The sequence below is a fragment of the Streptomyces nogalater genome (assembly GCF_039532885.1).
Lineage (GTDB): Bacteria > Actinomycetota > Actinomycetes > Streptomycetales > Streptomycetaceae > Streptomyces > Streptomyces nogalater.
In genome coordinates this window covers 167,172-185,549 of sequence record NZ_BAAASM010000075.1, presented here as the reverse complement: position 1 = coordinate 185,549, position 18,378 = coordinate 167,172, and the positions used below count along the sequence as shown (strand labels likewise).

At 72.0% G+C, this 18,378-nt stretch carries 19 protein-coding genes and 1 pseudogene; 6 read left to right on the top strand and 14 right to left on the bottom strand.

Annotated elements, in window-relative coordinates:
- The first annotated feature begins 79 nt into the window (after positions 1–79).
- Complete coding sequence (locus ABD350_RS36950; RefSeq protein ID WP_344353657.1) at positions 80–508, top strand: SsgA family sporulation/cell division regulator; 429 nt, start codon at positions 80–82, stop codon at positions 506–508.
- 188 nt (positions 509–696) lie between these two features.
- On the opposite strand, the gene ABD350_RS36945 is transcribed toward ABD350_RS36950, so the two are convergent.
- Positions 697–1,665, bottom strand: a complete 969-nt coding sequence (locus ABD350_RS36945; protein WP_344353655.1) for a protein NO VEIN domain-containing protein — start codon at positions 1,663–1,665, stop codon at positions 697–699.
- Between the two features lie 131 nt (positions 1,666–1,796).
- On the opposite strand from ABD350_RS36945, the gene ABD350_RS36940 reads away from it, so the two are divergent.
- Positions 1,797–3,830, top strand: a complete 2,034-nt coding sequence (locus ABD350_RS36940) for a DNA/RNA helicase domain-containing protein (RefSeq protein WP_344353653.1) — start codon at positions 1,797–1,799, stop codon at positions 3,828–3,830.
- A gap of 43 nt (positions 3,831–3,873) precedes the next feature.
- On the opposite strand, the gene ABD350_RS36935 is transcribed toward ABD350_RS36940, so the two are convergent.
- From ABD350_RS36935 to ABD350_RS36910, 6 genes are all read right to left on the bottom strand, one after another.
- Positions 3,874–4,362 (bottom strand): DUF6328 family protein, encoded by a 489-nt coding sequence (locus ABD350_RS36935; RefSeq protein WP_344353651.1) that lies wholly within the window; start codon positions 4,360–4,362, stop codon positions 3,874–3,876.
- A gap of 69 nt (positions 4,363–4,431) precedes the next feature.
- Complete coding sequence (locus tag ABD350_RS36930; protein ID WP_344353649.1) at positions 4,432–5,415, bottom strand: aldo/keto reductase; 984 nt, start codon at positions 5,413–5,415, stop codon at positions 4,432–4,434.
- Between the two features lie 50 nt (positions 5,416–5,465).
- Entirely contained in the window at positions 5,466–7,010 is a 1,545-nt protein-coding gene (locus ABD350_RS36925; protein ID WP_344353647.1) for an AMP-binding protein, read from the bottom strand.
- Between the two features lie 88 nt (positions 7,011–7,098).
- Complete coding sequence (locus ABD350_RS36920; protein ID WP_344353645.1) at positions 7,099–7,986, bottom strand: LysR family transcriptional regulator; 888 nt, start codon at positions 7,984–7,986, stop codon at positions 7,099–7,101.
- 99 nt (positions 7,987–8,085) lie between these two features.
- On the bottom strand, positions 8,086–8,643 hold the full coding sequence (locus tag ABD350_RS36915) for a lipase family protein (RefSeq protein WP_417801509.1): 558 nt from the start codon (positions 8,641–8,643) through the stop codon (positions 8,086–8,088).
- Positions 8,644–8,849: 206 nt separating this feature from the next.
- Positions 8,850–10,046, bottom strand: coding sequence for an FAD-dependent monooxygenase (locus ABD350_RS36910; RefSeq protein ID WP_344353643.1), 1,197 nt, complete (start codon positions 10,044–10,046; stop codon positions 8,850–8,852).
- Positions 10,047–10,440: 394 nt separating this feature from the next.
- Between ABD350_RS36910 and ABD350_RS38125 the strand changes: the two are divergent.
- A pseudogene (locus ABD350_RS38125) lies at positions 10,441–10,545 on the top strand (tyrosinase family oxidase copper chaperone); the annotation flags it as partial.
- Between the two features lie 34 nt (positions 10,546–10,579).
- Positions 10,580–11,401, top strand: coding sequence for a tyrosinase MelC2 (gene melC2 / locus ABD350_RS36900; protein WP_344353639.1), 822 nt, complete (start codon positions 10,580–10,582; stop codon positions 11,399–11,401).
- Here the strand turns inward: melC2 and ABD350_RS36895 are convergent, their stop codons facing one another.
- The 4 genes from ABD350_RS36895 to ABD350_RS36880 all read right to left on the bottom strand — a co-directional run bounded on the left by ABD350_RS36895 (position 11,402) and on the right by ABD350_RS36880 (position 14,112).
- The gene (locus tag ABD350_RS36895) at positions 11,402–12,106 is read right to left on the bottom strand and encodes a ribonuclease H family protein (protein ID WP_344353732.1); all 705 of its coding nucleotides are present in this window, start codon (positions 12,104–12,106) and stop codon (positions 11,402–11,404) included.
- 34 nt (positions 12,107–12,140) lie between these two features.
- Positions 12,141–12,935, bottom strand: coding sequence for a VOC family protein (locus ABD350_RS36890; protein WP_344353638.1), 795 nt, complete (start codon positions 12,933–12,935; stop codon positions 12,141–12,143).
- Between the two features lie 103 nt (positions 12,936–13,038).
- Positions 13,039–13,545, bottom strand: a complete 507-nt coding sequence (locus ABD350_RS36885; RefSeq protein ID WP_344353636.1) for a VOC family protein — start codon at positions 13,543–13,545, stop codon at positions 13,039–13,041.
- Between the two features lie 177 nt (positions 13,546–13,722).
- Positions 13,723–14,112 (bottom strand): helix-turn-helix domain-containing protein, encoded by a 390-nt coding sequence (locus ABD350_RS36880; RefSeq protein WP_344353634.1) that lies wholly within the window; start codon positions 14,110–14,112, stop codon positions 13,723–13,725.
- Positions 14,113–14,408: 296 nt separating this feature from the next.
- Here ABD350_RS36880 and ABD350_RS36875 point away from each other — a divergent pair, with 296 nt between their 5' ends.
- Entirely contained in the window at positions 14,409–15,299 is an 891-nt protein-coding gene (locus ABD350_RS36875) for an RNA polymerase sigma factor SigF (RefSeq protein ID WP_344353632.1), read from the top strand.
- A gap of 139 nt (positions 15,300–15,438) precedes the next feature.
- On the opposite strand, the gene ABD350_RS36870 is transcribed toward ABD350_RS36875, so the two are convergent.
- Positions 15,439–15,894, bottom strand: a complete 456-nt coding sequence (locus ABD350_RS36870; RefSeq protein ID WP_344353630.1) for an ATP-binding protein — start codon at positions 15,892–15,894, stop codon at positions 15,439–15,441.
- 171 nt (positions 15,895–16,065) lie between these two features.
- Entirely contained in the window at positions 16,066–16,476 is a 411-nt protein-coding gene (locus tag ABD350_RS36865) for a hypothetical protein (RefSeq protein WP_344353628.1), read from the bottom strand.
- Positions 16,477–16,824: 348 nt separating this feature from the next.
- Between ABD350_RS36865 and ABD350_RS36860 the strand changes: the two genes are divergently transcribed.
- Positions 16,825–17,223 carry a nuclear transport factor 2 family protein gene (locus ABD350_RS36860; protein ID WP_344353626.1) on the top strand — a complete coding sequence of 133 codons (399 nt, stop codon included), beginning with the start codon at positions 16,825–16,827 and terminating at the stop codon, positions 17,221–17,223.
- A 147-nt stretch (positions 17,224–17,370) separates the two neighbouring features.
- On the opposite strand, the gene mgrA is transcribed toward ABD350_RS36860, so the two are convergent.
- The gene (gene mgrA, locus ABD350_RS36855) at positions 17,371–18,363 is read right to left on the bottom strand and encodes an L-glyceraldehyde 3-phosphate reductase (protein WP_344353624.1); all 993 of its coding nucleotides are present in this window, start codon (positions 18,361–18,363) and stop codon (positions 17,371–17,373) included.
- Positions 18,364–18,378 lie beyond the last annotated feature (15 nt).

The following is an 18,378-nucleotide window of genomic DNA, read 5'->3' as shown; positions in this document are numbered from 1 at the left end:
ATCAGCCACACGAGTGAGCATTCTGGGCGGTGCCGGGGTACTAGGGGTCTCTACGCCGATTGTCTGCCGGAGGCCCCGCGTGAATCCGTTCGTGCACAAGACCCTGGTGGTCCAGCTCCTCGCGCCCGGCACCGGGCGGTGTCCGGTGCTGGCCCATCTCGGCTACGCCGCCGACGACCCGTTCGCCGTCACCGCCGTCTTCGCCCACGACGGCCGGGTGCTGGCGTGCTGGCGGCTGGACCGGGAGATGCTGGCCGCGGGGCTGGCCGGACCGGTCGGCGTGGGCGACGTACGGCTGCGGCCACAGGGCAGCGGGCCGTGCCACGAACTACGGCTGGAGTTCCTCGGGGACAGCCGTCCGGACGGCAGCCGGCACCGTGCGGTGGTGCTGGCGTGGGCGCCGGCGGTGGCGGCGTTCCTGCGCGAGACGCACCAGGTCGTCCCGCCGGGCCGGGAACGGATCGACGTGGACGAACTGCTGGCGGCGATCCTCTCCGGGGCTGAGTAGCCGCCCATGTCGTCGGTCGCCCGCTGCCGCACAACGGTGAGGCACGGGCGACCAGTTCACGGACCGGCACAGCCGGGAGGAAGCCCCGCACGAGGCGCCCGAAACGGTGTGACGAAATCTACGCTCGCGCCTGCTTCGGGCCGCTGGAAGTGCGGCGAGGAGGACGCGCCGACCCGGATCGGCCTCGGTCAGTCACTGGTCAACGGAAGACGGTACTCGTACCTGCGGGGCCTGAGGTCCTGCTCGGCCGGTTCCCAGTCGAGGTAGTGGCTGACCTCCCCGCCACTGGTGGTGTAAGGGACCGTGTGCGTGTCGATCGTGATGTCGCTGACGACGTACAGGTCCACCGTGGTGTCCTTGTCGCGAGCGTGGAGCACCTCGTTGATGGTCAGTTCGACGCTGGTGGGCGCGCCGGTGGTGCCCTTGACCTCCACGTGACGCTCTTCGGTCCCGCGCGTGCAGCGCAGGTCGTACGGCTTGCCGAGGCGCTCCACCGTCCAGCCCTCGGCCTCGTAGTGGGCGACAGCCAGGTCTTCGGCGTGCAGTTCGATCGCCTTGCGCTTCTTGGGATCGGATATGTAGCCGGCGCCGCGACGCCGGCGCTGCGGTTTCTTCTTTCCCTCCACCTGGTCGCCGGTGAAGCCGGGGGACTTGTCCAGCGGGACACTCTCCGGTTCGTCGGCGTCGACCGGGATGTCGGCGAGGTTCAGGAGGGGCAGGACCGGCATGTCGACGAGCTTGCCCATACCGCGATCGGTTCCGGAGCGGCGGATCGCGTCGCTGCCGGCCTCCGTCAACGGACCGTCAGGGCCCAGCGGTACGTCATGCAGGACCGCCAAGGGCTCGATACCGAAGCGCAGCGGATACTTCACGCGCATCTCCGCCTCCTCATCCGGCCAGTGCGGCGCATGACCGGTGTAGAAGCCCTTCCGGACCTCGAAGAGGTAGAGGGTCGCCGTGCCCGTCAGCCACTGCTCGAGCTGTACCCGCGGTGACGCACCCGTCGCCAGCAGGGCGAACCTTGGCCGCGCTCCCTCGTACTCGGCCTTGGACTCCGGGAACCCCCACGAGCGCGTCTCGATGCCGTGCACCAAGTTCCGCTGCGCCTCGGTGCTTTGGCCCACGTGAACCATCACGAACTGTGAACTCATCGTCATGCAGTTCATCATAAGATCCCACTTACACAGCCCTCTATAGCGGGGTGTCGGGTGACGGATCGACGAGTCCGGAATACCGAACTGCTTGAAACGGGCAGGCCGTTGAAGTGTGCGAACGAGGGGGAGGGAACGTGGACGAGCCGAAGCGGGCTGCCCCACTGTCCTACGACGTGGCGGAGGCGGAGCCACAGGGCACCTACCGGGCGGGTCCCGCGGGAGCGTGGTCAGGCGTGGCCTGCGCTGCCGCGGGGCGGGTACGAGAGGTCGCCGACGAGCTGAAGGACCCGTCGTTCATCGACCGGTGCATCGCGCGGTACCGGGCAGCGGGGTTCGGGGAACCCGGCGACGCGGAAGTGCGTGCCTGGCGCCGGTCGTGGCCGCCACTGCTGGAAGCACTGCTGCGGGCGGAGCTGTCGGATCTGCGGGTGTACCTGGAATACGGGACCCCCGGTGGGAGCCGACGCCTGGACGCGTTGCTGGTCGGTGCCGGGCCCGGCGGGGAACTGGTCCTGGTCGTGATCGAGCTCAAGCAGTGGCACCAGTGCCGCGTCCTCGACCAGGAGCGGGTGATGCGCGGCGATGGGCAGGTAACGGTCCACCCCGTGTTCCAGGTCGCGTCCTACCGGAGCTTCTTTCAGCACTGGCGGCCGGAGAGAGCCCCGCGGCTGGATGTGCGCGCCGTGGTGGTGCTGCACAACGCCACTGCTGCCGAGACCCAGGCCCTGCGGCCGGACGCTCCCGCGGTCGCCGACATCCCGGTGCTCGGCGGCGAGGACTTGTCGGCGCCCGCAGGGACGCTGGCAGGGCTGCTGCGGTGCGCGGACGTCCTCGCGCCGTCCCGCGGTGACATAGCCGCTTTCGAGGGCATCCGGTGGACGCCCTCCACCCGGTTGCTGGACCACGTCGGCTCCGTCCTGGAGGGCAGTGTGGCCTTCGCGCTGGTGGGTGATCAGCAGGAAGCGTTCGTACGGATCCGTGCCGCTGCCACCCACCACCTGTCCGCCCTTTCCGCCGGCGCGGGTCAGGCACCCGACGGGCGGGGCCGGAAGACCGGTGGAGCGGTGGTCACCGTCAGCGGCGGCCCGGGCAGCGGCAAGACGGCCCTCGCCGCGCGGCTGCTGGGGCACCTCATGCGCGTCCACCCCTCGGCCCGTCCCCGCTTCATCACTCCTTCCGGCACCCTGCGCGCCCACCTTCTGGACGCCACCCGCGAACACAGTGCCGCCCGCGAACTCTTCCCCGCGGCGAGCTTGATACGCAGCGTCGCACGGCAGACCGGCACCCTCGTCATCGACGAGGCGCAACGCATCAAGCGGGGTGGTGCGCGTGGCCTGCCCCGGGACTTGACCGTGGTGGTGGAGCACGTACCGCTGGCCGTGATCTTCCTGGACGAACGACAGATCATCCGCCCCGACGAAGGCACCACCGTCGAAGAGATCAGCGCCGCCGCCCGTGCCGTGGGCCGGACCCACCACCACCTGGAGCTGACCGGTTCCTTCCGGTGCGGCGGCTCAGCCGCTTACACCGCCTGGGTCGACGCCCTGCTGTACGGCAGACCCGTGCCCTGGACCGGGCACGCCGGATACGACCTCGGCCTGTCCGACGACCCCTTCCAGCTCCAGGAGTGGGTCGAACACGCCACCGCCGCCGGGTACACCGCCCGCACCACCGCCGGATTCTGCTGGCCTTGGACCCGCGACCGCCCTCGCGGCGCCACCGCCCTCCCCCTCGACATCGGCATCGAGGTCCCCGCGGGGCCCTCGACACCTGCCCGGACCTGGCGCGCCGCCTGGAACGCCGACACCGCCCTCACCGACCCCCACGACGGCCGTGTCCTCGCTCCCCGCAGCCAGCTCTGGGCCAGCCACTCCGGCGGCCACCAGCAGATCGGCTGCATCTACACCGCCCAAGGCCTCGAATACCACCACTCCGGCGTCATCATCGGCCCCGACCTCATCTGGAACGATGGCCACTGGCACGCCCGTCCCGAACACAGCGAAGACAGCCACCTCCGTGGCCTGCCCCCCGAGCAGTACCTCCGCTATGCCCTCAATACCTACCGCGTCCTGCTCACCCGCGGCACACATGCCACCCGCATCCACGCCACCGACCCCGCCACCCACCGCATGCTGCGGACACTGATCCGTCCCGCAGGCGCCGCCTGAGCGTCTCCCCGCGACCCGCCCGCCGATCCGGACGAGAGACCCCTCAGTCCTCCGACCCCGAATGACGGCGGGCCCACAGAGGCAGGGCGTACCAGCACAGGACGTACCAGGCGACTACGGCCGTCACCAGGTAGGGGACGTAGCCGTTGTGGGTGGCCACCCGGAGGATCAGGAGGAGGGAAGAGGTCATCGTGGCGAGCAGCAGGGCCAGGCCGACCAGGGTCATCCGGGAGGCCAGCCGTACCGCCCGCGGTTTGACCCGGTGGCCGGAGACCAGGCGGTGCAGGGACACCGGTCCGACGAGGGCGCCGGTGGCGCACGCGCCCATGACGACGGTCACGATGTAGATCACCTGGTCGGTGTCGGCCAGGCGGGCGTACTTGGGCTGGAAGACGACGGTCAGCAGGAAGCCGAACAGGATCTGTACGCCCGTCTGTGCGACCCGGACCTCCTGGATGAGTTCCGCCCACATCCGGTCGGCCCGCTCTTCCTCGGTTTCATCGCGCCCTCTGCGCCGCCCATCACGCGTCATGGGGTGCCGTGTAACCGTCCGCCCGTTCGTCAAACGGGCGGACGTGCGACACGGGTCCGGGCGGGGCCGCTACCAGCGGTGTTCGACCTGGTCCTTGATCCGGCGGTCGTACAGCTCGCGGATCGCGGTGAACGTCTGCGGCGGCAGCGGCGGCAGCTTGGCCGCGGCGGCGTTGGCGCGGGCCTGCTCCGGGCTGCGGGCGCCGGGGATCACGGTGGTGACGCCCTCCTGCTCGATGATCCAGCGCAGTGCGAGCTGGGCCGGGGTGTACCCCTCCGGGGCGAGCGCGGCGAACTCGGCGGCGGCCTCCACCCCGGTGGCGTAGTCGACCCCGGAGAAGGTCTCGCCCTGGTCGAAGGCCTCGCCGTGCCGGTTGTAGGTGCGGTGGTCGTCGGCCGCGAACACGGTGTCCTTGGTGTACTTCCCGGACAGCAGCCCGGAGGCGAGCGGCACCCGGGCGATGATGCCGACACCGGCCTCACGGGCGGCGGGCACCACCTCGTACAGCGGCTTCATGCGGAACGGGTTGAGGATGATCTGCACGCTGGCCACGCCCGGCCGGGCGATCGCGGTGAGCGCCTGCTCACAGGTCTCCACGCTCACCCCGTAGGCGGCGACGCGCTCCTCCTCCACCAGGGTGTCCAGGGCGTCGAACACCTCGTCGCAGGAGTAGACGGGGGTGGGCGGGCAGTGCAGCTGCACCAGGTCGACGCGGTCGACACCGAGGTTGCGGCGCGAGCGGTCGTTCCAGTCGCGGAAGTTGTCCAGGACGTAGTTCTGCGGGATCTGCTCCACCCGGCGCCCCATCTTGGTGGCCACCAGGACGTGCAGGTCCGGCCGGCCCCGCAGGAAGGAGGCGATGGTCTGTTCGCTGCGCCCGTCGCCGTACACATCGGCCGTGTCGAAGAAGGTCACCCCGGCCTCGGCCGCCGCCTCAAGGACGGACAGGGCCACCTTGTCGTCCACGTCTCCCCAGTCGGCGCCCAGCTGCCATGTGCCGAGCCCGACCACCGATGCCCACTGACCCGACCTGCCGATCACGCGTTCGTCCATGGCGTCAGTCTGTCATCCGCCGCGGCTTCCCGTGCACGTCGCGGCGCGGCTCAGCCGGTCAGCAGGGTGCTCAGCCGCCGCTTGTCCGGTTTGCCCGCCGCCGTCAGCGGGATGTCCTCCACCAGGTGCAGGGTGTCGGGGGCGTAGAGGCGTCCCTTGCGGGCGGTGACGAAGTCCCGGATCTCCTCCAGCGTGGGCCGCCGTCCGGCGGCGGGCACCACGGCGGCGTGGACGTGCTCCACCGCGTCGTCGTCCCGGCTGCCGAACACCGCGCACCGGCCTACGGCGGGGTGGCCCAGCAGCAGTTCCTCCAGTTCCGCCGGGTAGACGTGACCCCCGACGACCACGATCATCTCCTTGATCCGGTCCACCAGGTAGAGGTAGCCGTCCTCGTCGAGATAGCCGACGTCTCCGGTGTGCACCCAGCCGTCCCGCAGCACCTCGGCGGTCAGCTCCGGCTGCTTCCAGTAGCCGCCCATCGCATAGGGCGAGCGCACCCGCACCTCGCCCCACTCCCCCGGCGGCAGGATGGCGCCGTCGGCGTCCCGGATCGTGATCTCCACGCCCGGCAGGGCCCGGCCGACGGTCAGCTGCCCGCCGTGGCCGGTGATCCCCTGTTCGTCCGGGCCCGTCTGGGTGATGAGTTGTGCCTCCGCCTGCCCGTACATTCCGTGCAGCACCGGCCCGAGGACCCGGGCGGCCTGCCGTATCCGGGCCGGTGAGGCCGGGGTGCCGCCGTAGCTGATGCGGCGCAGCGCGGACAGGTCGGTGCGGGGCAGGTCGGGGTGGTCCAGCAGCCGGTAGAGCAGGGGCGGCAGCAGCCACGTGTGGGTGACGCGTTCGCGCTGGACCGTGGCCAGCACGTCCCCGGGTTCGAAGCCGTGCCGCAGCACCACCGAGCCGCCCTGGTACAGCGCCAGGTCGGTGAAGATCCCGGCGAGATGGGCGAGGGCGGTGCAGGCCAGGAAGCGGGGCGGGTCGCCGGCGACGGCGAACCCCTGGTCCATGCTCAGCCGGTAGGCACCGTGGGTCATGCGGATGCCCTTGGGGATGCCGGTGGTGCCGCCGGTGTGCCGGACGCACCAGTCGTCGTCGGGGCCCACCCGGCCGCCCATCGGCCGGGCCGGCCGCCGCGCCGCCGCGGCGAGCACGTCCTCCGCGTCACCGTCCGGTCCCAGCCAGAGGACTTCGGGAATGCCGGGGAGCCGGGACAGGTGCCGTGCCGCCTCCCGCTGCCGGTCGTCCACCAGCAGCAGGGAGCAGTCCACGCTCGCCATCACCCGCGCCATGACCGGCGGGCTCATGCCCTCGTAGAGGACGACCACCCGGGCGCCGGTCAGGTTGACGGCGTAACGGGCCACCAGGGCCTCCACGGTGTTGCCGGTGAGCAGGGTGACCGTGGCCCCGCGGCCCGTCCCGCGCCCGGCCAGCTCCCAGGCGAGCCGGTACACCCGGTCCCGGAACTCCCCGGCGCCGACCACCCGCCCCTCGGCGGTGGTGACCGCCGCCTGTGCCGGCCGGGCGGACAGCACGTCGAGGACGGCCTCCGCGTAGCTGCGGAACCCGGCCTGTACCGGGGCTTGTCGTTCGCTCATCGCTGTTCTCCCTCGTCCTGTGCGGTGGGCACGGTGTGACGCTAGTGCGGAGGCGTTCGCACCTTCCACGACCGGTTCGGCCATGTGCTCATGGCGCGAGGGACATGAGCCGTTCCCGGGCCAGCCGGCGGAAGTCCCGGGCGGCGGGCGAGAGATGGGCGTTGCGCCGCCACACCAGGGTCAGCGTGCGGTGGCAGTCCGGGGCGTCCAGCCGCAGCCAGGCCACCGGTCCGTCCTCGCCGATGGCCCGCCGGGCGACGGCCGGCAGCAGGCAGAGGCCGAGTCCGGCACCGGCCAGCTCGGGGGTGGCGGCCGCCTCGTCGCCCTCGCAGACCACCCGCGGGGACAGTCCCTCGCGGGCGAACAGCCGTTCCAGCAGGGACCGTTGCCAGTGGCCGGCGCGGGTGCTGACGAAGTCCTCGCCGGCCAGCTCGGCCACCGTGACGCTCGCCCGGCCGGCCAGCGGGTGCCCGGCCGGTACGGCCAACAGCACCTCCTCGCGGACCAATTCCAGCGTGCACAGCCCGGGTCCGGCGAGCGGCTGGGAGGCGATGGCGAAGTCCACCTCGGCCGTGCGCAGATGCCGGTGCATGGCGTCCACCGGGGCCTGGAACAGGCGCACCCGCACCCCGGGCCGCAGCGCGCGGAAGGCGGACAGCACGCCGGACAGCTGGAGCAGGGTCTCGGCGGCCACGGCGACCCGGCCGGGACCGGGTCCGGCGGCGTCGGCCAGCTCCCGCCGCGCGTCGTCGAGTTCCGCCAGCACCCGGTCCACCCGGGCCAGGAAGGCGGCGCCGTGATCGTTGAGCCGGATGCGGCGGCCCTGCCGGTCGAACAACGGGACGCCGAGTTCGGTTTCGAGCCGGCGGATGGTCCGGCTCACCGACGGCTGGGCGACCCGTAGTTCCTCGGCGGCGCGGCTGATGTGCTGGTGCCGGGCGACGGCCTGGAAATAGCGCAGGGACAGCAGATCCATGCCGGTAGTCTCGCCGGATCCCGTACGGGTCCGCCCGCGCCGGCCACCCGGCGCGGGCGGTCGCCGCGCCGGGTGGCCGCCGGGCTCCGGGCGGGCGGCTCAGGCCAGGTTGTGTTCCAGGGCGGCGAGGTAGTGGCGCATGAGGTGGTCGCGGACGCCGTCGGAGGCGGGCGCGAAGGGGTCCGCGGTCAGGCCCCCGGCCCGGTCGCCCAGCGCCGACAGCAGCGGCATCGACTCGTGCAGCCTGCCCTTGGAGTCGAAGTAGCGCAGCGCCCTGACATGGGTGTAGACCGGCTTTGGCGGGAGCTGCGGGACGATGTCGTTGTTGTTGACGAAGCGGTACATCCGGCCGCCGAAGCCCTGGTGGAAGGCCTCCGCCAGCAGCCGGTCGCAGGTGCGGGGCTGACCGTAGGTGTAGACGCCGTCGGCGGCCAGGAACGGCTCCTCCAGGTACAGCCGGGCGCCGGCCAGCATCGCGAGGGCGCCTCCGAGGCTGTGCCCGGTGAAGTAGACGGTCTGGCCGTCGGTGCGCAGTTCGGCGAGCGTGGCGTGGACGGCCGGGTCCGGTCGCTCGCCAGCGTGTACGCCTGGGTGTCCTGGAGCGGGAAGGGCGGGGTGAAGCGGGTGTGGTGGTGGCGGACCTCCTCGAATCCCCACCGGGCGGCCTGTTCCTCGATGGCGGCCTCGTCCTTGTAGGCCAGCTCGGCGGCGCGGGCCAGCCAGTAGGCGCGCTGGAGGCTGTAGCCGGACGAGGTGTGGTCGAACTGGACGGGTACGGCCATGGGGGGTTCCTTGTCTGTGTGCGTGTGTGCGTGTGTGCGGAGGTTGTGCGTGCGGAGGTACGCCCGGGTGGTGGGAAGCGGTCAGCGGGTGCGTTCGGTACGGGCGTGCAGGGCGCGGGCGGCGCGGGGGCCGAGCCAGCGCTTGAACCTGCGCAGGGGCACCAGCCGGCCGGCCGCCTTGTCCAGGCCGTAGTACAGCTGCGGCGGGACATACGGCAGCAGCGGTGAGTGGCGCTGGCCGAGCAGGGCGAACATCCGGTGCAGGGGCAGGTGGATGTAGCGGGGCAGGTTCTCGTACCACCGGGCGCTGTAGCGGGCGGCGCTCTGCGCGGACAGCAGTGCGGTCCGGCGCCGGCGCTCGTAGGCGGCGAGGGCCTCGGGCAGGGGGTGCGCGCGCAGGGCGTCGGCCAGGCACATGGCGTCCTCCAGGGCGAGGGTGGTGCCGGCGCCGATGGAGTAGTGGGTGGTGTGGGCGGCATCGCCGAGCAGGACCACGTTGCCGTCGTGCCAGGTGCGGTTGGTGAGGGTGCGGAAGGTCCCCCAGGCGACGCCGGGACGGGCGACGAGGGGGTGGCCGTCGAGGACGCGGGCGAAGAGCTTCTCCAGCAGGGCGAGGCTCTCGCCGGGGCCGGTCCGGCCGAGCCCGAGTCCGGTGAAGGTCTCCGGGGAGCACTCGACGACACAGGTGCTGCGGTCGGCGCTGTAGCCGTAGCCGTAGGCCCAGATCCAGCCGTGCCCGGTCTCGGTGAAGGCGAAGGTGAAGGCGTCGAAGACCTTGGTGGTGCCGAGCCAGAGGTAGGGGTTGCGGCCCGGGGTGACGCGGGTGCCGAAGTGGTCGGCGCGGCGGGTGCGCAGGGCGCTGTGCAGACCGTCGGCCGCGACGACGAGGTCCGCGCCGGCGGGCGGCCGGGCAGGCGCGCTCTCGTACTCCAGGCGGACGCCGAGGGCGCGGGCCCGATCGGCGAGCAGGCCGAGCAGCCGGTGCCGGCCGATGCCGAAGCCCTCGTCGCCGTGGTGCCGGGTGGTCAGGTCGCCGACGTGGGCGACGCCGTCCGTCCACCGGACGGAGTGTTCCTCGATGGCGCGGGCGGTCGGGGGGTCGTAGGCCCGGAGCCGGTCGAGCAGGCCGCGCCAGTACGTCACGCCCCAGCCGTAGGTGGAGCCCTCGGGGTCGCGTTCGTGGACGGTGATGTCGTGGGCCGGGTCCTGCCGTTTGAGCAGGAGGGCGAGGCAGAGTCCGGCGGGCCCGCCTCCGACGCAGACGACCTTCACACGCACACCCCTGACTGTCACCGGCCGTGTCCGGACGGAACCGGAGGGTAGCAGGGCCGCGCCGCATGATCGCGTCAGTCTGGCATGGTGAGCCGCGCCACTCGGGCGGGCCGCCGCCGGAAAGGATCAAGGAAAACGGGGGCGCCCCGGCAAGGAATTCCCCGTTCCGGTGCGGATCCGGCCACCGCCACAGCAAGATCATCTTTTGTTCAACTCTGTATGACATGTGGTTAATTGTCCGGATCACAGCCAACCGGTTCCGGCGGATTTCTTCCGTTCAGGGTGCTGTCGATAGGCATGCGTCGTCACGAAATCTTCACTCTTCCGGAGGACCCGCATGCCCGAGATCACCCGGCGCCGCGCGCTCACTGCGGCGGCCGCCGTCGCCGCGACCGCCACGGCGGCCGTCACCCACTACGACCCGGTGCCCACCCCGCGCGCCGCCGCCCGTGCCGCGGTGGACGAGCTGCAGGGCGCCCCGCTGCTGCCGTTCCCCACCAACTGACCGCCCCCGCAAGGACTTCGGAGCACCGCGCACCATGACCGTACGCAAGAACCAGGCCGCCCTGACCGCCGACGAGAAGCGCCGGTTCGTCGCCGCCGTCCTCGAACTCAAGCGCAACGGGCGCTACGACGAGTTCGTCCGCACGCACAACGAGTTCATCATGTCGGACACCGACGGCGGGGAGCGGACCGGCCACCGCTCCCCCTCGTTCCTGCCCTGGCACCGCAGGTTCCTGCTCGACTTCGAGCAGGCGCTGCAGTCCGTGGACTCCTCCGTCACACTGCCGTACTGGGACTGGACCGCCGACCGCACCGTGCGGGCCTCGCTGTGGGCGCCGGACTTCCTCGGCGGCACCGGGCGCAGCACCGACGGCCGGGTGATGGACGGCCCGTTCGCCGTGTCCACGGGCAACTGGCCGATCAACGTGCGCGTCGACGGCCGGACGTTCCTGCGCCGCTCGCTCGGCACGAGCGTGGCCGAGCTGCCGACGCGCGCCGAGGTGGAGTCGGTCCTGGCGATAGCGGCGTACGACCTGCCGCCGTACAACAGCGCCTCGGAGGGCTTCCGCAACCACCTGGAGGGCTGGCGCGGGGTCAACCTGCACAACAGGGTGCATGTGTGGGTCGGCGGACAGATGGCCACCGGGGTCTCCCCCAACGACCCGGTGTTCTGGCTGCACCACGCCTACGTCGACAAGCTGTGGGCCGAGTGGCAGCGGCGGCACCCGGACTCCGCGTATGTGCCGGCGGGCGGCACGCCGGACGTGGTGGACCTGGACGAGACCATGAAGCCGTGGAACACCGTGCGCCCGGCGGATCTGCTGGACCACACCGCGTACTACACGTTCGACGCCTGATCAGGCCTCGGCGGTACGGCACTCCGGGTGGCCCCAGCCCTGCGCGTTCTTGGCGATCTTCTCGCCGGCCGCGTAGGACCGGCCGCACAGGCAGCGGCCGGGGAACTTGGCCTTGATGGTCCGGGCGGACGAGGAGGCCCCGGCGCCGGTGCGGCGGGGCGTCTTCCGGCGCGGTGCCCCGGCCGCCGCCGGGGTGTCGGGCGACGGCGGGGGCTCGGGGGAGCCCAGTTCGCTGCCGGCGGACTCCTGGACGGAGGCCGCCTGGCTGGCGGCGCGGTCGGCGAAGTCGTTCAGCGGGTCGCCGTCGACCTGGTGGGCGGGCACGTAGCGGAACTCGACGGACCGGCCGCCGAGGAGTTCGTCGATGCGGACCACCAGGTCCTGGTTGGCGACGGGCTTGCCGGCGGCGGTCTTCCAGCCGTTGCGCTTCCAGCCGGGCAGCCAGGTGGTGACGGCCTTCATCGCGTACTGGGAGTCCATCCGGATCTCCAGCGGCACCTCCGGGTCGACGGCCGTGAGCAGCCGCTCCAGGGCCGTCAGTTCCGCGACGTTGTTGGTGGCCCGGCCGAGCGGGCCCGCCGCCCAGCGGGCGGGGGTCCGCTCGTCGCCGTCCGAGACCACCCACGCCCATCCGGCCGGTCCGGGGTTTCCCTTCGAAGCCCCGTCGCACGCGGCCACCACACGTTCACGCATGCGCTCGATGATGCCATGGCCGCGGACGGGTCCGTGCCGGGGCCGGTCAGACGTCCCTGATCTTCGGCATCCGTCCCTCGGTGGTGGTGATGTCGATCACCGAGAAGTCGGCGCCCTGCGGGTCGCTGAGCGCCGCGAACCGGCCGAAGGGGCTGCTCATCGGCCCGAAGCGGAGGATTCCGCCAAGCCCGACGGCCCGGTCGGCGGCCGCGTCGCAGTCGTCGACGGTGAAGTAGACGTTGATGTACGAGGGCACCTCGGGCGGGAAGTCGTCGGTCATCCGCATCCGGCCGAGGACGGTGTCCTCGCCGATGTCGAACATCCGGAAGTCCACGGCGTCGTCCTCGATCTCCTTCATCCGGTAGGGGAAGACGGAGGAGAGGAAGGCGTCCGCCTGTTCCGGTTCCCTGGTGAAGACCTCGGCCCAGCAGTAGGCGCCGGGTGTGGCCGTCGCCTCGAAGCCCTCGTGGGTGCCGGCCTGCCACACGCCGAACACGGCGCCGCTGGGTTCACGGGCCAGACACATCGTGCCGAAGTCGCCGACCCGCATCGGTTCCAGCAGCACCTCCCCGCCGCTGTCCCGGATCTTCCGGGCGGTGGCCGCGGCGTCCGGCGAGGCGAAGTACAGACACCACTGCGACTGGCCCTCCTGCCCCGGCATGGGCGGGACGACGGCCGCGACGGCCTTGCCGTCGGCGTAGGCCTGGGTGTAGTTGCCGTACTCCGACGAGGACTCGCCGAAGGTCCAGCCGAGGACGTCGCCGTAGAACCGCTTGGCTCCCTCGACGTCGCTGAACATCGCGTCGGCCCAACAGGGCGTTCCTTCGGGTTGTACGGCCATGCCGACGGCCCTCCTGATGTGAGGTGTCCCTGTTTGTTCACGCTAGCCATCGGGGGTCCGGCCCGCGCGGCGAGCCGGGTCCCGTGCCGGTGCCGGGCGGCCGCTACCCGCCCGCGTACGCCCGCTCCAGCCCGGCCGCGTCCAGCCTGCCCATGCCCTGCATGGCGCGCAGGGTCCGGCCGGCCTTCTCCGGGTCCGGGTCGGCGATCATGCCGAGCAAGGGGGCGTAGACGACCTGCCAGGACAGGCCGTAGCGGTCCTTGAGCCAGCCGCAGGGGCCGCCCTCGCCGCCGTTCTCCGTCAGCTTCGTCCAGTAGTGGTCGATCTCCTGCTGGTCGGCGCAGAGGATCTGGAGGGAGACGGCCTCGTCGAACGTGAACTCGGGGCCGCCGTTGAGCGCGACGAACCGCTGGCCGTTGGCCGTGAACTCCACGGTCAGCACGGAACCGGCCGGGCCGGGCCCGGCCTCCGCCGCTGACTCTGACTCGGACTCGGGCCGGCGCACGACGCGCTCGACGCGGGAGTCCTTGAAGACGGACACGTAGAAGTGCGCGGCCTCCTCCGCCTTGCCGTCGAACCAGAGGCAGGTGATGAATCCGTCGGTGGTCATGGGTGCCTCCCGGGGCGTGGATCGGGTCGGGGAACGTCGGGGAACACGGTCGTAGGGGAAGACCGCTCCGCGCCGCGCATCTCATCGGCCCGGCCACCGGTTCATTCGAACAGGTGAAAGATTCCCGGGCGCCGGGGCCGGGCCGCGTGGCGGGCCCCGGCGCGCCCGGTGCCGGGCTCAGGCGGCGAGGCAGAGGCCGCGGTACGAACCGTGACGGGGGGCCGCCGCCCGGTGGCCGGCCGTACGGCGGGACAGCTCGCCGTGCGCCCGCGCCAGCAGGTCGCCGAGGCTCAGGCCGAGGGCGTGCGCGGCGGCGGCGAGGACCTCGGACGACGCCTCCTTGCGGCCCCGCTCGACCTCCGACAGGTACGGCAGCGAGATCCGGGCCGTGTCGGCCACGTCCTTCAGGGTGCGCCGCTGCGCCCGCCGCTCGCGGCGCAGCACCTCGCCGACCAGATCACGCCACAGGGGCTCCCTGGGGGCGGGCTCGGTCTCCGGCGCCTTGGGGCGGGCCGGCGCCGGTCGCAGGGGGATCACTCGGGCTTCGTCGCTCACCGGGTTGGTCATCCCGTCAGCCTAGGAGCGGTGCCGTCCGGGGCAAGGACCGGGCGTTGCGCCCTGAGGGAAATCGCCGGCCGGACCCCGCGCGACCGGTCGTTTCCCGCCAGTGCGCCGCGGCGGGGGCATGCGAGGCGTCACCATGGGTACCCGCGCCGTGAGCGGCTCCGCGGGCAGGCATGATCCGCCGGGTTGCGGGTACCCGCCGAAGGCGCCGCCTGAAACACTGGACCCGGCACCACCCGGAGCCGGCTCGCAGGCCGCGTACAGGGAGACGTCGAACCGTGACTTTCGTGGGAGAGGTAATGAACACCGCCGCCGGGATCCGTTCGGAAGCCGAGGTCGTCGAGCAGACCGAGCAGGGCAGCACGGGCGAAGGGTCACTGCCTGGCATCACGGACCCGGCGTCCGTCGCCCCGCGCGACGCTCGCGAGCTGTCCCGGCAGTTCTTCCGCCGTCTGGCCGAGCTGGAAGAGGGAACGCACGAGTACCAGTACGCGCGCAACACACTCATCGAGATGAACATGTCGCTCGTGCGGTTCGCGGCCGGACGGTTCCGGGGCCGCGGCGACGACATGGAGGACATCGTCCAGACCGGCATGATCGGCCTGATCAAGGCCATCGACCGGTTCGAGCTGTCGCGCGAGGTCGAGTTCACGTCGTTCGCGCTGCCGTACATCGTCGGCGAGATCAAGCGGTTCTTCCGGGACACCACCTGGGCCGTCCATGTGCCGCGCCGGCTCCAGGAGCTGCGGGTGGAGCTGGCCAAGGCGCGCGAGGAGCTGTCCAGCCGGCTGGACCGGGATCCGACGGTGGCGGAGCTGGCCACGCTGATGAACCTCTCCGAGAACGAGGTGGTCGAGGCCCAGCTCGCCTCGAACGGCTACAACTCCGCCTCCCTGGACGCCGCGCTCACCGGTGACGGCCCCGAGGACGGCGAGGCGGTGCTCGCCGACTTCATCGGCGTGGAGGAGGAAGGGCTGCGGCTCGTGGAGGACTTCCACGCGCTGGCCCCACTGATGGCGGAACTGAGCGAACGCGACCGGCAGATCATCCACCTGCGGTTCGTGGAGGAGGCCACCCAGGCCGAGATCGGGGAGCGGCTGGGCTGCTCCCAGATGCACGTCTCCCGGCTGATCAAGCGGATCATCACCCGACTGCGCCAGGGGATGCTCGGCGAACTGGGCTGCGCCTGACGACATCCGGGGACCGGATCACGTTCCGGCCGGCTCCCGCCGTAGGCCGAGGCCGCGGTGAGGGCTCGGCCGGAACGAAAACAGTGACCAACGACAAACGACGGTGGCAACCGGCGGCGGAGCATGGGCCCCGGCCGGGTCAGCCCCGGCCCAGGGGGAAGACGGCCCGTACCCGCTTGCCCACGGGGACGCGTTCCACGGTGACCTCGGTGGCCAGCGCGTGCACGATCTCCAGCCCGTGCCGCCCGACACGCTCGGGATTCTTCGGGAAACGGCGGGGCAGGGCCGTACTGCTGTCGTACACGGACACCACGACCGAGCTGTCCGTGCCCTCCAGCTCCAGGATGTAGGGCCCCTTGCTGTGCTGGTCGGCGTTGGTGACCAGTTCGCTCACCACCAGCAGCAGCTCGCCGTCGGCGCGGTCGTCGACGCCCGCGCACCACTCGGTCCGCAGTTGCTGGAGGAACCGGGCGGCGAAAGCACGTGCCTCGGCGATGCAGCCCGGTGCGCCGGTGTAGTGCGCCGCGCGCCGCAGCGGCTCCACGGGTACGTCGAAGCCAGTCGGTATCACTGCCCCGCCCAGGTGCTCGGTCATGCTGTTCTCTCTCGGAAAGGCCCGGTGCGGCCGGTCGCCGTCGCTCCAGTCCTCGTACCCCGAGCCCGGCCCGGCAGTCCCTCCGCTGCGTTCGCCGACCGCGCACAGGGCACCGGTCGCGGCGCGGCCTCGTGCCGGGGGGCGCCCCGCCGCCCGCGGCGCGCCGGACGGTCAGGCGACGGGGGCGGCCAACGCCGGTATGGTCCGCTGCATGCGCACCGCGTCGACGGACTCCGCGAGCAGCTCGTACTCGGTGGTGTCGTCGCCGGTCGCGATCCGCACCAGCCTGCCCGCGGCCAGGTGGTCGGCGGCCAGTTCCTGCCGGTCCGGGGCGCCGCACCAGGCGCGCAGGACGGCCGGCACGTCGGGCACGGTGTCCGCGACGGGGACCAGCGCGCCGGGCGGGAAGTGCGCGGCCTCGGGCCGGGGGTCGAGCCGGTCGGCGATCCAGCTCGCCCGGTCGCGCAGCCACCACAGGGCGAGCGCGAGCGTGGGGGCCCGGTAGGTGCCGAGCGGTACTCCGATGCGCTGTCCGCCGCAGGTGCCGTATGCGGTGACATGGCACAGGAACTCGTCGTGCATGCGCACTCCCCCGTCGCGTCGTTCGCCTGCGGGCCGGCCTCGCTTTCGCTGCGGCTCGTGTGCGGTGCGTGATCGGGACCTCGCTGGAAGTGAAGCCCGCACAGTCGAGTATGTTCACTACTGAACCACTGTCACCATGTCTTTCCGGCCAGTCTCCGGGCATATTCCGCGCACGTCCTGGCCGGAACCGGGCGATGCGGTGACGGCCCTCGGCACAGGGGGCAGCCGGCCATGACCCCGCGGGTAATCGACGGTCCCGGGCCGCGCCGGGCATGGTTGCGCTACCGGGTCACCCCAGCGGGGATCCGGGCCCTGACCAGTTCCGATCCTCGATGGAGGCGATCGCCCATGTCCGCGACCACCGACCGCTACCAGACCGCCGTGGCCCGTTACTTCGACGCCTGGAACGCGGCCGGGCCCGAGCGGACGGCGAAGGCGGTGGCCGCCGCCTGGACCGAGGACGGCCGCTACACCGATCCCCTGGTCGACGCCGGCGGGCACGACGGGATCGCTGCCGTCATCGCCGCCGTCCACGAGCGGTTCCCCGGTTTCGTCTTCCGTCCCCTCGGCTCCGTGGACGGCCACCACGACACCGCCCGCTTCTCCTGGGAGCTGGTGCACGAGGCCGGGGACGCCTCCGGGGAGGGGTCCGCCCCGGTCGCCGGCTCCGATGTGATCACGCTGGACGCGGACGGCCGTATCCGCTCCGTGCTCGGTTTCCTCGACCGGGTGCCCGCCGACGCCTGAGGAGGCGCGGACGCGGCGAGCCCGGCCGCCGGTACGGGCGGCCGGGCTCGTGCGGCTCAGCGGAGCGCGACTCGGTCGCGTACGGCTCGGTCGAGACGGCTCGATCGAGTACGGCTCAGCCGGGTACGACTCGGTCAGGACAGGACGTCACGGGTTGACGAGGGCGTCGATCCGCGCCAGTTCCCCGGCGTCGAACTCCAGGTTCCCGATGGCGGCCACGCTGTCCTCGATTTGGCGGGGGCTGCTCGCGCCGACCAGTGCGGACGTCACCCGGCCGCCGCGCAGCACCCAGGCCAGCGCCAGCTGGGCGAGCGTCTGGCCGCGGGACTTGGCCAGCTCGTCCAGCGCGCGCAGCCGGGCGACCAGGTCCTCGGTGACCGCGTCCGAGTTCAGGAACGGGCTGTCGCTCGCGGCCCGGGAGTCCTCGGGGATGCCGTCGAGGTAGCGGCCGGTGAGCAGGCCCTGCTCCAGCGGGGAGTAGACGATGGAACCGACCTGGAGTTCGTCCAGGGCGTCGAGCAGGCCCTCCTCCTCGGGGCGCCGGTCGAGCATCGAGTAGCGCGGCTGGTGGATGAGGAGCGGGGTCCCGAGGTCGGCGAGGATGCGGGCGGCCTGCCGGGTCTGCTCGGCGGAGTAGTTGGAGACGCCGACGTAGAGGGCCTTGCCCTGCTGCACCGCCGAGTGCAGGGCGCCCATCGTCTCCTCCAGCGGAGTGTCCGGGTCGGGGCGGTGCGAGTAGAAGATGTCGACGTAGTCCAGGCCCATCCGCTTCAGGCTCTGGTCGAGCGAGCCGAGCAGGTACTTGCGCGAGCCCCACTCGCCGTAGGGGCCGGGCCACATCAGATAGCCGGCCTTGGTGGAGATCACCAGCTCGTCGCGGTAGCGGGCGAAGTCCTCCTTCAGCGCCGCGCCGAAGGCCGACTCGGCGGCGCCGGGCGGCGGGCCGTAGTTGTTCGCCAGGTCGAAGTGGGTCACGCCGAGGTCGAAGGCGCGGCGCAGGATGGCCCGCTGGGTCTCCACCGGCCGGTCGGGGCCGAAGTTGTGCCACAGGCCGAGCGACAGGGCGGGGAGCTTCAGGCCGCTGCGTCCGGTGCGCCGGTAGGGCATGTCGGCGTAGCGGTCGGGGTGTGCGGTGTACAACGCGACTCCATGAGG

What these genes read in the sequence shown, in the direction of transcription:
- ABD350_RS36885 (WP_344353636.1), bottom strand. Translation starts at nt 13,545, where the DNA reads ATGACCACCGACGGATTCATCACCTGCCTCTGGTTCGACGGCAAGGCG.
- ABD350_RS36945 (WP_344353655.1), bottom strand. Translation starts at nt 1,665, where the DNA reads ATGACGATGAGTTCACAGTTCGTGATGGTTCACGTGGGCCAAAGCACC.
- ABD350_RS36935 (WP_344353651.1), bottom strand. Translation starts at nt 4,362, where the DNA reads ATGACGCGTGATGGGCGGCGCAGAGGGCGCGATGAAACCGAGGAAGAG.
- melC2 (WP_344353639.1), top strand. Translation starts at nt 10,580, where the DNA reads ATGACCGTACGCAAGAACCAGGCCGCCCTGACCGCCGACGAGAAGCGC.
- ABD350_RS36875 (WP_344353632.1), top strand. Translation starts at nt 14,409, where the DNA reads ATGAACACCGCCGCCGGGATCCGTTCGGAAGCCGAGGTCGTCGAGCAG.
- ABD350_RS36880 (WP_344353634.1), bottom strand. Translation starts at nt 14,112, where the DNA reads ATGACCAACCCGGTGAGCGACGAAGCCCGAGTGATCCCCCTGCGACCG.
- ABD350_RS36890 (WP_344353638.1), bottom strand. Translation starts at nt 12,935, where the DNA reads ATGGCCGTACAACCCGAAGGAACGCCCTGTTGGGCCGACGCGATGTTC.
- ABD350_RS36930 (WP_344353649.1), bottom strand. Translation starts at nt 5,415, where the DNA reads ATGGACGAACGCGTGATCGGCAGGTCGGGTCAGTGGGCATCGGTGGTC.
- ABD350_RS36865 (WP_344353628.1), bottom strand. Translation starts at nt 16,476, where the DNA reads ATGCACGACGAGTTCCTGTGCCATGTCACCGCATACGGCACCTGCGGC.
- ABD350_RS36870 (WP_344353630.1), bottom strand. Translation starts at nt 15,894, where the DNA reads ATGACCGAGCACCTGGGCGGGGCAGTGATACCGACTGGCTTCGACGTA.
- ABD350_RS36860 (WP_344353626.1), top strand. Translation starts at nt 16,825, where the DNA reads ATGTCCGCGACCACCGACCGCTACCAGACCGCCGTGGCCCGTTACTTC.
- ABD350_RS36925 (WP_344353647.1), bottom strand. Translation starts at nt 7,010, where the DNA reads ATGAGCGAACGACAAGCCCCGGTACAGGCCGGGTTCCGCAGCTACGCG.
- ABD350_RS36920 (WP_344353645.1), bottom strand. Translation starts at nt 7,986, where the DNA reads ATGGATCTGCTGTCCCTGCGCTATTTCCAGGCCGTCGCCCGGCACCAG.